This window comes from Micromonospora sp. NPDC048935, from assembly GCF_043197875.1.
Classification (GTDB): Bacteria; Actinomycetota; Actinomycetes; order Mycobacteriales; family Micromonosporaceae; genus Micromonospora.
The window spans coordinates 158,892-173,067 of record NZ_JBICTZ010000005.1; the positions used below are offsets into that span (position 1 = coordinate 158,892).

The following is a 14,176-nucleotide window of genomic DNA, read 5'->3' on the forward strand; positions in this document are numbered from 1 at the left end:
CTCCTTCACCAGTGTCGGAAACGACGCGGATGGCGTCGACGGGGCAGATCTCCAGGCACTCCAGGCAGCCGGTGCACCGGTCGGCGCGGACCGTCAGGCCGCCCGGGACCGGTCGGATCGCGTGGGTGGGGCAGGTGAGCAGGCAGGCGCCGCAGCCCTGGCAGGCGTCGATCGTCACGATCGCCACCGGTACCCCCGGGGCGTGACCATCCGGCCGGCGACCACCCTCGTGTCGCTGTTGCCGACCACCACGACGCTGTACATGTCGACCACGGCCGGGTCGAGGGTGGCCAGGGTCGCCAGGTGCAGCCGCTCGCCGGGGCGGCTGGCGTTGCGCACCACACCGACCGGGGTGTCCGGTGGGCGGTGGCCGGCGAGGATGCCGAGCGCCTTGCCGAGCTGCCAGTCGCGGGCCCGGCTGCGCGGGTTGTAGAACAGCGTCACGAAGTCACCCTCGGCGGCCGCGGTCACCCGCCGCTCGATGACCTCCCACGGGGTGTGCAGGTCGGACAGGCTGACATAGGCGTGGTCGTGGCCGAGCGGCGCACCGAGCAGCGCCCCGGCGGCGAGCGCGGCGGTCACCCCGGGCACACCAACCACGTCGATGCGTTCGTCGGCGTACTCCAGGGCGGGGCTGGCCATCGCGTACACCCCGGCGTCGCCGGAGCCGATCAGCGCGACCGCCCGGCCGGCGACGGCCTCGGCGACGGCGGCGCGGGCCCGCGCCTCCTCCGCGCCCAGCCCGCTGGCGAGCACCCGGGTGCCGGGTCGGAGCACGTCGCGGACCTGGTCGAGGTACTGGTCGAGGCCGATCACCACGGCGGCGCGACGCAGCTCGGCCACCGCGCGGGGGGTGCGCAGGTCGGCGGCGCCCGGCCCGAGGCCGACGACGGCCAGCCGGCCGCGGGGCGCGTGCCGGGCCACCGCGACGGTGGCCATCGCCGTCGCGGTCTTGCCCACCAGCAGCGTCGCGTCGTCGGCCCGGCCGTCCGGGCCGAGCAGGGCCGCGGCCTCCGCCACGCTCGGCGTGCCGACCGCGGCCCGGACCACCTCGCTGGGGTGCGGCACGTCGACCGCCGCCAGCCGCGTCGCCGGCCAGGTCACCAGGGGTACGCCGAGCGCGTCGGCGGTGCTGCGGATGCCCGCCTCGTCGGCTTTGATGTCGGCGGTGGCCAGGCAACGCAGGCTCGCCGGGTCCAGGCCGGCCTCGGCCAGCGCCCGGTGCAGCAGCTCCGCCACCTCGGCGGCGGGTACGCCCCGACTCGCGCCCACACCGGCGACAAGCGACGGCGGCCGGAGCACGGCCGTCCGCCCGTCGAGCGGCACCACCCGGTCGGTGACCAACAGCCGGTAGCCGGCGTCGGTGGCGGCGGCCTCGTTGTCGGCGGCGGCCCCGGAGTGTGCGGGGGCGGGTTGGGCGTGGACGTTCGGGGGCAGGGCGGGCAACGGCCAGTGGGCGTCGGCGATCAGCCGGACCGGCTCGCCGTCCAGGATGGCCCGGGACACCGCGGCTACCGCGCCCTGCACGGGCCAACCGAGGGTGTCCAGCCCTGGCAGGTCGACCGCGTCGGTGGCGGTGGTGATCACCGGTCGGGCGTCCAGCAGCGCGGCGACCCGCTCGGCGAGGTCGTTGCCGCCGGCGTGCCCGCCGAGCAGTGCCACCGCGTGGCGGGCGGCCTCGTCGACGACCACCACGGCCGGGTCGCCGTGCTTGTCGGCGAGCAGCGGCGCGAGGATCCGCACCACCGCGCCGGTGGCCAGGAACGCGATGACCGCGTCGCATTCGGCCCAGGCGGTCCGCAGCGCGTCGGCGACGGTCTCCCCCTCGACCACGCGGGCGTGCGGCCAGGCGGCGGCGATGGTGTGCGCGTGCCGTCGGCCGGCGGCCGTGGCCGCCACCAGACCGATGCGAGCGGGCGGGTTCTGGTCGGTCACTGGCGCTCCCCGGTGAGGACGACCACCGGGTTGGTGGCCGCGAGGCGGATCGACCCGCCGGGCAGGTCGGCGAGGCGGGCGGCGGAGAGCTGACAGCCCTGCACCGTGTAGCCGGCGGCGCGCAGCAGACCCACGGCCGGTGCGACCCGGTCCAGTGCGGCAAGGGTGAGCACCACCCGCTCGGGTTGGCGGGTCACCACGGCGGCGAGCACGTCGACACCTCCGCCGCCGACGAAGACCGCGTCCGGATCGGGCAGGCCGGTCAGCGCCTGCGGCGCCCGCCCGGTGACGAGCCGGACGTCGACCGCGTGCGCTGTCGCGTTGGCCCGGATGGTCGCGCCGGCTCCGGGGTCCTGTTCGACGGCGAGTACGGCAGCGCCGAGCAGGGCGCACTCGATGCCGACCGAACCGCTGCCCGCGCCGACGTCCCACACCAGCCGACCCAGTCGGGGGCGCAGCCGGGCGACGACGAGGGCACGCACCTCCGACTTGGTGATCATGGAGTCGCGGTGGGCGTACCGGCTCTCCGGCAGCGCCCACCCGCCGGCCGGCGCGGCGGCCGGCTGGTTGTCGGCGCGCATCCCACCGAACGCGAACAGATCGCTCGCGGAGTCGGGGCCGAAGACCGAGCCGCCCGGGTCGGCGTCGCCGGGGGCGGCGGCCGGGTCGCCGGGGCCGAAGGCCGCGTCGCCGGGGGCGGCGGGCGCGGGGTCGGGTGTGGCGAGGCTGAGCAGGACGTGTGGGTCGGACCAGGTCTCGGTGGCGGCCTGCTCGGGAGTCACCGTGCGGATCCGTTCGGCGGTGGTGCCCAGGTGCTCGGCGACAAACAGGCGGCGGGGCCAGCCGATCAGACCCGCGCCCAGCTCGGCGGCACCGGCGCCGGGTGCGGTGAGCACCGCCACCAACGGCAGCGCCCGGCAGGCGTTCAGGGCCGGTCGGGGGTCCCGCCCGTGCGCGGTGACGACTGCGGCACCGTCCCAGGGCAGCCCGGCGCGGGCGAACGCGGCGGCCACACTGGACACCGCCGGCACCACCCGCAGCGGCAGCCCGGCCGCGCGCAGCCGCCGGACGATGCCGAACAGGCCGGGGTCCCCGCTGGCCAGCACCACGGCCGGTACCCCGGCGGCGACGGCGACGCCCAGCCGCCCGACGGCCGGGGCGAGCGGCCCGAGGGCGACGGTGTCCGCGCCGGCCGGCACGGGAACGGCGGCCAGGTGCCGGGCCGCCCCGACGACCAGCCCGGCCCCGGCCAGCGCGGGCGCGAGGGCGGGGTGCGGTGGCGCCCCGGCCGCGTCCAGCCCGACCACGGTCACCAGCGCGTCCGGGCCGGCCGCAGTCGCCAGCGGGTCCGGGCCGGCCGCGGTCACCAGCGGGTCCGGGGACGTCCGGCTCATCGGGGCCACCGACCCGACGAGGCGACCACGTGCGCTCCGGCGAAGTCGACCATCGCCACGTCCACGGTGACCGTGGGCCCGGCGAACCGTCGCAGCACCTCGCGGACCCGTTGGCAGAGCAGGTCGCCGGCCGGGCCGAGTAGCCCGGCGGCCTCCCACAGCTCGTACGCGTGCCGTCCGGTGTTCGCCTCGGTCACCGCGGCGACGAGCGCCGGGGCGCCACCGGCCTCGGCGGTCACCGCGCCGAGCAGGGAGAGGTCCACCCTGGAGCGGGTGTAGTGGGTCATCAGGATGCCGGCGGCGAGTTTGGCGAGCTTGCCGGCCATGCCAACGAACACGACCCCGGTCATCTCGTCGCCCACGGCGGCGGTCACCGCGGCCCCGGTGAAGTCGCCGACCTCGACGAAGCACACCTCGGGCAGGTCGGGCAGCAGCGCGCGGGCAGCCCGTTCGGTACGCCCGCCGGTGCACAGCACCACCGTCGGCTCGCCCTGGGCGGCCATCACGTGCACGGCCTGGACGACGCTGGCCCGCCAGGAGGCGGTGGAGAAGGGGCGGACGATCCCGGTGGTGCCGAGGATCGAGATGCCGCCGAGGATGCCGAGTCGCCGGTTGGTGGTCTTGCGGGCCATGATCTCCCCCCGGGGCACGCTGATCACCACCCGCACGCCGACCTCGCTGAGGTCGACCACCTCGGCCACCGCCTCGCCGATCATCCGGCGGGGGGTGTCGTTGATCGCCGGGCCGCCGACGGCGAGCCCGAGGCCGGGTTTGGTGACCGTGCCGACGCCCGCGCCGCCGGCGAGCCGCAGACCGGGGACGTCGGTCCAGTCCACTGTCGCGGTCAGCTCGGCCCCGTGGGTGACGTCCGGGTCGTCGCCGGCGTCCTTGACGACGACCGCCTCGGCGCGGATGGGCGGGTCGCCGGTCAGCTCGCAGCGTTCCACTCCGAAGCGCACCCGCCGTCCGGCGGGCAGGCCGATCTCCACGTCCGGCTGGATCTCCCCGGTGACCAGGGCGGTGACCGCCGCCTTGGCCGCCGCCGTCGCGCAGGCGCCGGTGGTCCAGCCGGTACGCAGCGCGGTGGGCCGGACCTTCGCGGTACGCGGCAGGTCCGGCTCGCGCAGCGGCGGCTCGGCGTACGTCACGGTGTGTGCCCCGGTGTGGCTGTCCCCCCGGTGCGGGCGCCGGACTGGCGGCGCAACTCGGCGCGGGCGGCCGGCTCGGCCCGGCGGAAGGTGTGGAAGTGCCCGGGGTGGTACAGGTGCGAGCGGGTGCCCTCGGCGGCCAGCGCCGGCCCGACCAGGAACAGGGTGTGCTTCCACAGCCTGTGCTGCTTGACCGTCGCCTCCAGGGTGCCGACCGTGCAGCGCACCACCAGCTCGTCCGGCCAGGTCGCCTGGTACGCCACCACGGCCGGGGTGTCCTGCGGGTAGCCGCCGGCCAGCAACTCGGCCTGCACCTGCCCGGAACGGGCGGCGGAAAGGAACAGGGCCATGGTGGTGCCGTGCCGGGCGAAGTCGCGGACCCGTTCGCCGGGCGGCATCGGGGTCTTGCCGCCTTCGAGGCGGGTGAGGATCACCGACTGGGCCACCTCGGGCACGGTCAGCTCCCGCCCGACGATCGCCGCGACGGCGGTGAACGAGGAGACCCCGGGCACGATCTCGACGGCCAGGTCGAGCGCCCGGCACAGGTCCAGTTGCTCCTGCACGGCACCCCACAGCGCCGGGTCGCCGGAGTGGATCCGGGCCACGGTCAGCCCCTGCTCGGCGGCCCGCTGGTAGAGCGGCAGCACACCCTCGATGGGCAGCTGCGACGAGTCGACGATCTCCGCGCCCGCACGGGCGTGGCCGAGCACGTCGGCGTGCACCAGGCTGGCCGCCCAGATCACGATGTCCGCCTCGGCGATGACCCGGGCGGCCCGCAGGGTCAGCAGGTCCGCCGCGCCGGGGCCGGCGCCGACGAACCACACCTTGCCGTCGCTTGTCACAGTTTTCCTCCTCGGTGCTCGCGGCGGGCCGGGACCAGCAGCGTCGACAGGTACGGCAGGTCGTGCGCGGTGTCGTCGACCGGGCCGACGTGTTCGCCGGGCAGGCCCAGGTTGCGCCCGAGCACCGCGTCGGCGAGGCGGCCCTGCCGGCGCAGCTCGGCCAGCAGCTCCGGGTGCCGCCGCCAGCCCTTGTAGGCGACCACGGTGCCCGGCCCGGCGAGGGCGTCGGCGAACAGCGCCAGGCCGGCGGTGGCCGGCAGCAGGGTCAGCGGCTCGCGTCCCTCGCACAGCGGGGTGCCGCTGCGCGCGGCCAGCTCCTGCATGGCGGTGATGCCGGGCACCGTCGCCACCCGCACCGCCGGGCGTATTGCCCGGACGCTCTGCGCCAGGTAGCCGAAGGTGGAGTAGACGTTCGGGTCGCCGATGGTGGCGAACGCCAGGGACCGTGCGCCCGCGTCGATCGCGTCGACCACCACCCGGGCCGCGTCGTCCCAGGCCGCCGCCCGGCGGGCGGTCACCCCACCCCGGTCGTCCAGGGCGAACGGCAGCCGGCGTAGCCGGTCCGCCGCGACGTGGGAGCGTACCGTCGCCTCGGCCCGCCCGGCGTCCGCACCCGCCGGCGTCGCACCGGCGGTCGCGGTGGGCTCGGCCCGGTCCGCCATCACGGGTACGAAGACCAGGTCGGCCTCGCGCAGTAACCGCACCGCCTTGACGGTGAGCAGTTCCGGGTCACCCGGGCCGACACCGACCCCGGTCAGCGTGGCGTCGGCCGATCCGCCGGCCCGACTGTCGTCGGCGGTCATCGGCAGTCCTCCACCAGGCGGCGGGCCGCGGCGGGGTGACCGGCCCAGTGGGTGTGCAGGTAGGAGGCGTGCACCCGACCGGTGACGAAGCCGTGCGCGGTGTCGTCCCAGCGCCACGCCGGCCGGTCGCCGTGCCCCGGGTCGGTGGTGGTGCGGTGGAACTCGTGGCCGCGTACCGGCTCGCCGGCACCGGCGATCGGTGAGTCGGTGACGGCCAGGGCCTCGCGGTAGCCGAGGGTGAGTCGGCCGGTCATCCGGGCGGTCAGGTCCAGCCGGCCGCACATCGGCACACCGTCCAGGGACCGTCCGAGGTAGAGCAGCCCGGCGCACTCGGCCACGATCGGCCCGTCGAAATCGGCCAGCTCGGCGCGCAGCGCGGTGTTGTCGGCCAGCGCCTGGGCGTACGCCTCGGGGAACCCGCCGCCGATCACCACCGCGCGGGTGCCGGCGGGCAGCGCCGGGTCGCGTAACGGGTCGACGGTGACCACGTCCGCGCCGGCGGCGGTGAGGAGTTCGGCGGTCTCCGCGTACGAGAAGGTGAAGGCCGGACCACCGGCGAGGGCGACTCGTGGCCGCTCGACGCCGGCCGGGCCGCCGACGGCGGTGACCGGGTCCCACGCCGGGGTGGTCAGCGGCCCGGCGGTGCGGGCCAGGTCCAGCACGGCGTCGAGGTCCACGGTGGCCTCGACCAGCTCGGCGAGGGCGGTGACGATCGCCAGGGACTCGGGGGCCCGTTCGGCGACCGGGACGAGGCCGAGGTGTCGGGCCGGCGCGGCCACCTCGGCGGCGCGGGTGACGGCACCGAGCACCGGTACGCCCACCTCGGCGAGGGCGTCGCGCAGCAGCGTCTCGTGTCGGGGTGAGCCGACCCGGTTGAGGATCACCCCGCCGATGCGTACCGCCGGGTCGAACGCGGCCATGCCGAGGGTCAGCGCGGCGGCGGAGCGGCCCTGCGCGGTGGTGTCCAGCACCAGCAGCACGGGTGCGTCGATCAGCCGGGCGACGTGCGCGGTGGAGGCGTAGTCGCGGCGGCCCACCGCGCCGTCGTGCAGGCCCATGACGCCCTCCACCACGGCGATGTCGGCGGGTGTGGGGACGCTCGCGCCGTGGCGCAGCAGCGCGGCGATCCGGTCGGCCCCGACCAGGAACGGGTCGAGGTTGCGTCCCGGTCGCCCGGCGGCGAGGGCGTGGTAGCCGGGGTCGATGTAGTCCGGGCCGACCTTGTGCGGGCTGACGGTCAGGCCCCGTTGGCGCAGCGCGGCGAGCAGCCCGGTGGCCACCGTGGTCTTGCCGTGGCCGCTGGCCGGCGCGGCGACCACCAGCCGGGGCAGCGCCCACTGTGTGCTCACCACTCGATGCCCTTCTGGCCCTTCTGGCCGGCGTCCATCGGGTGCTTGACCTTGGTCAGCTCGGCCACCAGGTCGGCGGCGGCGACCAGGCGGGGGTCGGCGTCCCGGCCGGTGATCACGACGTGTTGGAAGCCGGGCCGGTCGGCCAGGGTGGCCACCACCTCGTCGACGTCCACCCAGCCCCACTTCATCGGGTAGGTGAACTCGTCCAGCACGTACAGCCCGTAGCGCTCGGCGGCCAGGTCACGCTGGATCTGCCGCCAGCCCTCCAGGGCGTCGGCGGCGTGGTCGGCGTCGCCGCCGCGCTGGATCCAGGACCAGCCCTCGCCCATCTTGTGCCAGGCCACCGGTGCGCCCTGGCCGGTGCGTTCGTGCACCTCGCCGAGGGCCCGGAAGGCGTTCTCCTCCCCCACCCGCCACTTGGCGCTCTTGACGAACTGGAACACGCCCACCGGCAGACCGGCCGTCCAGGCCCGCAACGCCAGCCCGAAGGCGGCGGTCGACTTCCCCTTCATCTGTCCGGTGTGGACGATCAGCAGTGGTCGGTGCCGCCGCTGCCGGGTGGTCAACCCGTCAGTAGGCACGTGACTCGGCTGTCCCTGCGGCATCAGCGATCTCCCCTGGCTGGCGTGATGGTGGTGCCGGTCGAGATCTTGGAAGGGATCCGCCCTTCCAGGGGCCATTTCCTTCCAAGATCTCCTCGGGTCTGGGCCACGTCGTTCAGTTCGTGGCGGGGGGCTTGCAGCTGGGTTGCCAGGCGATTGGCCAGGTTTAGGCGGACCGGGCCGGCCTCGCAGTCGACGACCACGCAGGGGGCGCCGGTTGCCGCCAGGGCCGCTGCCGCTGCTGCCGCGCGGTCGAGCGGACGTTGACCCGCGGTGGCTCTGCCGTCGGTGACGATGAGGACCAGCGGGCGGCGCTTCGGGTCGCGCAGGCGCTCCAGCCGCAGCAGGTCGGCGGCGGCGAGCAGCCCCTCGGCCAACGGCGTACGCCCACCGGTGGGCAACTCGGCCAGCCGGGTCGACGCGGCCAGCACCGACGACGTCGCCGGCAGCAGAGTCCGGGCGCCGGCACCCCGGAACGCGATCACCGCGACCTTGTCCCGCCGCTGGTACGCGTCGGTGAGCAGGGCGAGCACCGCGTCCTTCACGGCGGTCATCCGCTGCCGGGCACCCATCGAGCCGCTGGCGTCCACCACGAACAGCACCAGGTTGCCCTCCCGCCCCTCCCGCACCGCCTCGCGTACGTCGTCCGGGCGCAACCGCAGCGGACCGGTCGACCGTCCCCGCGCGGCCTGGTGCGGCGCGGCGGCACGGACCGTCGCCGGCAGGTGCAGCGCCCCGACCCGACCCGTCGGCACCCGGGCCCCGGTGGTGCGCCCCCGTCCGGTGCGGGCCCGCGAACGCCGGCCGGGCACCCCGTCACCCACGCCGGGCGCGGTGAGCACCCGCGCCCGCAACCCACCCCGGGGTACGGCCACCGGCTGCGACTTCCCGCCCCGGGCCGGATCGTCGTCACCGGCCGCCGATTCCCGGCCACCGCGCGGGCGCGCGTTCCGACCCTCACCACCCCGGTCCTGAGCCGAACCCTGCGGCCAGCCGTCGTCGCCCCGGTCGTCCCCCGAACCCTGCGGCCCGCCGCCGTCGCCCCGGTCGTCCCCCGAACCCTGCGGCCCGCCGTCGGCACCCCGGTCGTCCGCCGAACCCTGCGGCCAGCCGTCCGGCCCGTCGGCGCGCCCGTCCGGGCTGGCGCCGTCCCGTGCCGGCGAGCGCCCGGCGGCCCCGGGTGCACCCGGGTCGGCCCCATCGCCCCCGCCGCCACCGCCCCGCGGGCCGCCACCGTCCGGGCCACCACCACCGTTCGGGCCACCACCGGCCGGACCGCTGTCCTCCGGGCCGCTGTCGTCCGGGTCGTCGGGGTGGGCGTCCTGGGCCCGTTGCAATGCCTCGTCGAGGCGCTTCTCGTCCAGCCCGGGTGTGTCGAACGGGTCGCGGCGGCGGCGGTGCGGCAGGGCCAGCCGGGCGGCCACCCGGACGTCGTCGATGGTGACCCGCTCCCGGCCGTGCCAGGCGGCGTGGGCGAGGGCGGTACGGGCCGTGACGATGTCGGCGCGCATCCCGTCCACGTCGAACGCCGCGCACACCTCGGCGATCTGCCGCAGCGCGGCGTCCGGCAGGCGTACCCCGGGAAGCCGGCGGCGGGCGGCGGCCACCTGGGCGGCGATCTCCGCGTCGGCGTCGGCCCAGCGGGCGGCGAACCCGGCCGGGTCGGCGTCGGCGGCCAGCCGGCGGCGGACCACCTCGACCCGGACCGCCGGGTCCCGGCTGGCACCCACCTCCACGGTGAGCCCGAACCGGTCGAGCAACTGCGGGCGCAGCTCCCCCTCCTCCGGGTTCATCGTGCCGACCAGCAGGAACCGGGCCGCGTGGCTGACCGAGACACCCTCCCGCTCGACGTGGCTGCGACCCATCGCCGCCGCGTCCAGCAGCAGGTCCACGAGGTGGTCGTGCAGCAGGTTGACCTCGTCGACGTAGAGGACACCCCGATGGGCGGCGGCGAGCAGGCCCGGCTCGAAGGCGCGTACCCCCTCGCCGAGGGCCTTCTCCAGGTCCAGTGAGCCGACCACCCGGTCCTCGGCGGCCCCGACCGGCAGCTCGACGAGCCGGGCGGGACGCGTCTCGGCGGCGGCGTCGGCGGGGTGTGGGCCGTCCGGGCAGGCCGGGTCGGGCTCGGCCGGGTCGCAGCCGAAGCGGCAGCCGGCGACGCGGCGCACCGGCGGCAGCAGCGCCGCGAGCGCCCGTACGGCGGTGGACTTGGCGGTGCCCTTCTCACCCCGGACCAACACACCGCCGATCGCCGGGGATACCGCGTTGAGCAGCAGCGCCAACCGCATGTCGGCCATGCCGAGCACGGCGCTGAAGGGATAGGTGACGCTCATGCCCGGTCCTCCAGGTCGCCCTCGCTGGCCAGGTACGTGTCGCGCAGCCGGTCCAGGGTGGCCGGCTCGGGTTTGGCCCACAGCCCCCGGTCGGCGGCCTCCAACAGGCGTTCGGTGATGCCGCGCAACGCCCACGGGTTGGACTTCTCCAGGAACTCCCGGGTGGTGTCGTCGAAGAGGTAGGCGGCGGCCAGGTGCTCGTACATCCAGTCGTCGACCACACCGGCGGTGGCGTCGTAGCCGAACAGGTAGTCCACGGTGGCCGCCAGCTCGAACGCGCCCTTGTAGCCGTGCCGGCGCATGGCCGCGATCCACTTCGGGTTGACCACCCGGGCCCGGAACACCCGCCGGGTCTCCTCGCCCAGGGTGCGGGTGCGCACGTCGTGCGGCATCGCCGAGTCACCCACGTACGCCTGCGGTGACGTGCCGGTGAGGTGGCGGACCATCGCCACCATCCCGCCGTGGTACTGGAAGTAGTCGTCGGAGTCGACGATGTCGTGCTCGCGGGTGTCCTGGTTCTTCACCGCCACCGCGATCCGGGCGAAGGAGCGTTCCATGTCGGCGCGCGCCTCCCGCCCGTCCAGGCCCCGTCCGTAGGCGTAGCCGCCCCACACCGCGTACACCTCGGCCAGGTCGGCGTCGCCGCGCCAGGTCCGGGCGTCGATCAGGGGCAGCAGGCCCGCGCCGTACGCCCCGGGCTTGGAGCCGAAGATCCGGGCGGTGGCCCGCCGCTCGTCGCCGTGCTCGGCGAGGTCGGCGGCGACGTGCGCCCGCAGGTAGTTGTCGTCGTCCGGCTCGTCCAGGGCGGCGACCTGCCGGACTGCGTCGTCGAGCAAGGCCACCACGTGCGGGAACGCGTCGCGGAAGAACCCGGAGATGCGCACCGTCACGTCGACGCGGGGCCGGCCCAGCTCGGCGGTCGGCACCACCTCGATGCCGGTGACCCGCCGGGACCGCTCGTCCCAGACCGGCCGGCAGCCCAGCAGCGCGAGGATCTCGGCGATGTCGTCGCCCTGGGTGCGCATCGCGCTGGTGCCCCACACGGTCAACCCCACCGAGCGGGGGTACGCCCCGGTGTCGGCGAGGTGCCGAGCCAGCAGCGAGTCGGCGAGGGCCACCCCGACGTCCCAGGCGTTGCGGCTGGGAATGGCCTTCGGGTCGACGGAGTAGAAGTTGCGCCCGGTGGGCAGCACGTTGACCAGGCCCCGGGTGGGTGAGCCGGACGGGCCGGGCGGCACGAAGCGGCCGTCGAGCGCGCCGAGGGTGTTCCTCAGCTCGTCGGTGGTCCGGCCGAGCCGGGGCACCAGTTCGGTGGCGGCGAAGTGCAGCACGGCGGCGACGTCCGGGATCGGCCGGCCGGTCACCTCCGTCACCACCGCGTCGACCGCGTCCACGGCCCAGTCCAGGGTCTCCATGCCGAGGACCAGCCGCCGGGCCAGGGCCTCGATCAGGTCGATGGCGTCGGCGGCGGTGCCGGCCGGCCCGTCCACCACGTCGGTCAGCGCCGTGGGCAGCGCCAGTCGTTCGCCAGGTGCCGCGAGCAACTCCTGCTCGTCGAGGGAGTACGCGACGGCGAGGGCCTGCCGCAGGCCGGGCAGGGCGCGGGCGCCGCCCCAGATCTGGGGGGCGCGCAGCACGGCGAGGACCAGGTTGACCCGGGGCTCACCGGTGGGCGCGTCGGCGAGGATGTGCAGCCCGTCACGGATCTGCACGTCCTTGACCTCGCACAGGTACCCGTCGAGGTGCAGCACGAAGTCGTCGAAGTCGTCCGCGTCGGGCATCGCCTCGGCGTGCAGGTCGTGGTGCAGCTCGGCGGCGCGCACCAGGTCCCAGATCTGCGCCCGCACGGTGGGCACCTTCGCCGGGTCGAGGGCCTGCACCGTCGCGTACTCGTCCAGCAGTTGCTCCAGTTTGGCCAGGTCGCCGTAGGTCTCGGCGCGGGCCATCGGCGGCACCAGGTGGTCGATGACCACGGCGTGCGCCCGCCGCTTGGCCTGGGTGCCCTCGCCGGGGTCGTTGACGATGAACGGGTAGACCAGCGGCAGGTCACCGAGGACCGCGTCGGGCGCGCAGTCGGCGGCCAGGCCGAGGCCCTTGCCGGGCAGCCACTCCAGGGTGCCGTGCTTGCCCAGGTGCACCACGGCGTCCGCGCCGAAGCCGCCGTCTGCGGGCGGCGCGGTCAACCAGCGGTACGCGGCCAGGTAGTGGTGACTCGGCGGGAGGTCCGGGTCGTGGTAGATGGCGATCGGGTTCTCCCCGAAGCCGCGCGGCGGCTGGATCAGCAGCACCACGTTGCCGAAGCGCAGCCCGGCGAGGACGATGTCGCCGCCCTCGGTGTACAGCTGGCCGGGCGGCTCACCCCAGTGCTCCCGCATCCGCTCGCGCAGCTCGGCCGGGATCTGGTCGAACCACCGCCGGTAGGTTGACCCCGGTATCCGGGCCTCGGCGGCGGCCAACTGCTCCGGGGTGAGCCACTCCACGTCGTGGCCTCCGGCGGCGATCAGCGCGTGGATCAGCGCGTCGCCGTCGTCGGGCACCGGCGCGTCGCCCAGGTCGTAGCCAGCCTCGGCGAGCGCGGCGAACAGCCGGACCGCCGAGACCGGGGTGTCCAGCCCGACGGCGTTGCCGACCCGGGAGTGCTTGGTGGGGTACGAGCTGAGTACCACGGCGACCCGCTTGTCGGCGTTGGGCACGTAGCGCAGCCGGGCGTGGCGCACCGCGATCCCGGCGACCCGGGCGGCCCGCTCGGGGTCGGCGGCGTAGACGGACAGGCCGTCGGCGTCGATCTGCTTGAACGAGAACGGCACGGTGACGATCCGACCGTCGAACTCGGGGATGGCCACCTGCATCGCCGCGTCCAACGGGGACAGCCCGGCGTCGCTGGCCTCCCACTGCGCCCGGGTGCTGGTCAGGCAGAGCGCCTGGATGACCGGCACGTCCAGGGCGGCCAGGGCGCCGACGTCCCAGGCGTCCTCGTCGCCACCTCCGGAGGCGTCCGCGGCGACCGCACCGCCGGCGGCGAGCACGGTGACCAGCAGCGCGTCGCAGCGGGCGAACAGCCCGAGCGGGCCGGCGCCCGTGGTCAACCCGCGCAGCGAACCGCAGAAGATCGGCAGCGGGTTGCCGCCGGCCTGGTGGACCGCGTCCGCGAGCACGTCGACGAAGTCGGTGTTGCCGGCGAGGGCGTGCGCCCGGTAGAAGACGATCCCCACCGTGGGCCGATCCGGGTCGGCGGGGTGTTCGCCGTGCACGCCGTACGCCGGGGTGGGTGTGGGCGGGGCGAACCCCTCGCCGGTGAGCAGGACCGTGTCGGAGAGGAACCGGGCCAACTGCCCGAGGTTGTCCGGCCCGCCCTCCACCAGGTACGCCAGCGACTGGGTGACGACCCCGGACGGCACTGTGGAGATGGCCATCAGCTCCGCGTCGGGCAGCGCCTCGCCGCCGAGCACGACCGTCGGCACTCCGGTGCCGAGCAGCACGGCGAGGCCGTCCGGCCACGCCTGTCGGCCGCCGAGCAGGCGTACGACGACGAGGGCGACCCCGTCGAGCAGGGCGGGCACCTCGTCGGCGGCGACCCGCGCGGGGTTGGCGAGCCGGTAGTCGGCGCCGCTGGCGCGGGCGGCCAGCAGGTCGGTGTCGGCGGTGGACAGCAGCAGGATGCGCACGGCGGGCTCCGGAGAGTGACGCCCTGGCCGCTGCGGAGGCGACCTGGACGAAGCGGATGGGTGCGGCGTCAGCCGGTACGACGGCGCTGCCGGACTCGTCGA

Annotated in this window: 9 protein-coding genes and 1 pseudogene; all 10 read right to left on the reverse strand. The window is 75.8% G+C overall.

The window, feature by feature from the left end:
• Window positions 1–25 precede the first annotated feature (25 nt).
• Window positions 26–187: pseudogene (locus tag ACGFIW_RS16420) on the reverse strand (DUF362 domain-containing protein); the annotation flags it as partial.
• Window positions 175–1,935, reverse strand: a complete 1,761-nt coding sequence (cobJ, locus tag ACGFIW_RS16425; RefSeq protein WP_393315694.1) for a precorrin-3B C(17)-methyltransferase — start codon at window positions 1,933–1,935, stop codon at window positions 175–177. The pseudogene ACGFIW_RS16420 and the gene cobJ, both read right to left, overlap by 13 nt.
• A complete protein-coding gene (gene cbiE / locus ACGFIW_RS16430; RefSeq protein ID WP_393315697.1) occupies window positions 1,932–3,329 on the reverse strand; it encodes a precorrin-6y C5,15-methyltransferase (decarboxylating) subunit CbiE in 1,398 nt (465 codons plus the stop codon). The genes cobJ and cbiE overlap by 4 nt, the downstream gene beginning before the upstream one ends.
• A complete protein-coding gene (locus ACGFIW_RS16435) occupies window positions 3,326–4,477 on the reverse strand; it encodes a cobalt-precorrin-5B (C(1))-methyltransferase (RefSeq protein WP_393315700.1) in 1,152 nt (383 codons plus the stop codon). Before ACGFIW_RS16435 ends, cbiE begins: the two co-directional genes overlap by 4 nt.
• A complete protein-coding gene (cobM, locus tag ACGFIW_RS16440) occupies window positions 4,474–5,319 on the reverse strand; it encodes a precorrin-4 C(11)-methyltransferase (protein ID WP_393315703.1) in 846 nt (281 codons plus the stop codon). Before cobM ends, ACGFIW_RS16435 begins: the two co-directional genes overlap by 4 nt.
• Window positions 5,316–6,122: a precorrin-2 C(20)-methyltransferase gene (cobI, locus tag ACGFIW_RS16445; RefSeq protein ID WP_393315706.1), complete on the reverse strand. Its 807-nt coding sequence runs from the start codon at window positions 6,120–6,122 to the stop codon at window positions 5,316–5,318. Before cobI ends, cobM begins: the two co-directional genes overlap by 4 nt.
• Window positions 6,119–7,474, reverse strand: a complete 1,356-nt coding sequence (locus ACGFIW_RS16450; RefSeq protein ID WP_393315709.1) for a cobyrinate a,c-diamide synthase — start codon at window positions 7,472–7,474, stop codon at window positions 6,119–6,121. Before ACGFIW_RS16450 ends, cobI begins: the two co-directional genes overlap by 4 nt.
• Entirely contained in the window at window positions 7,468–8,079 is a 612-nt protein-coding gene (gene cobO, locus ACGFIW_RS16455) for a cob(I)yrinic acid a,c-diamide adenosyltransferase (RefSeq protein WP_393315712.1), read from the reverse strand. Before cobO ends, ACGFIW_RS16450 begins: the two co-directional genes overlap by 7 nt.
• On the reverse strand, window positions 8,079–10,409 hold the full coding sequence (locus ACGFIW_RS16460) for a VWA domain-containing protein (RefSeq protein WP_393315715.1): 2,331 nt from the start codon (window positions 10,407–10,409) through the stop codon (window positions 8,079–8,081). Before ACGFIW_RS16460 ends, cobO begins: the two co-directional genes overlap by 1 nt.
• Window positions 10,406–14,074 carry a cobaltochelatase subunit CobN gene (gene cobN, locus ACGFIW_RS16465; RefSeq protein ID WP_393315717.1) on the reverse strand — a complete coding sequence of 1,223 codons (3,669 nt, stop codon included), beginning with the start codon at window positions 14,072–14,074 and terminating at the stop codon, window positions 10,406–10,408. Before cobN ends, ACGFIW_RS16460 begins: the two co-directional genes overlap by 4 nt.
• Between the last annotated feature and the right edge of the window lie 102 nt (window positions 14,075–14,176).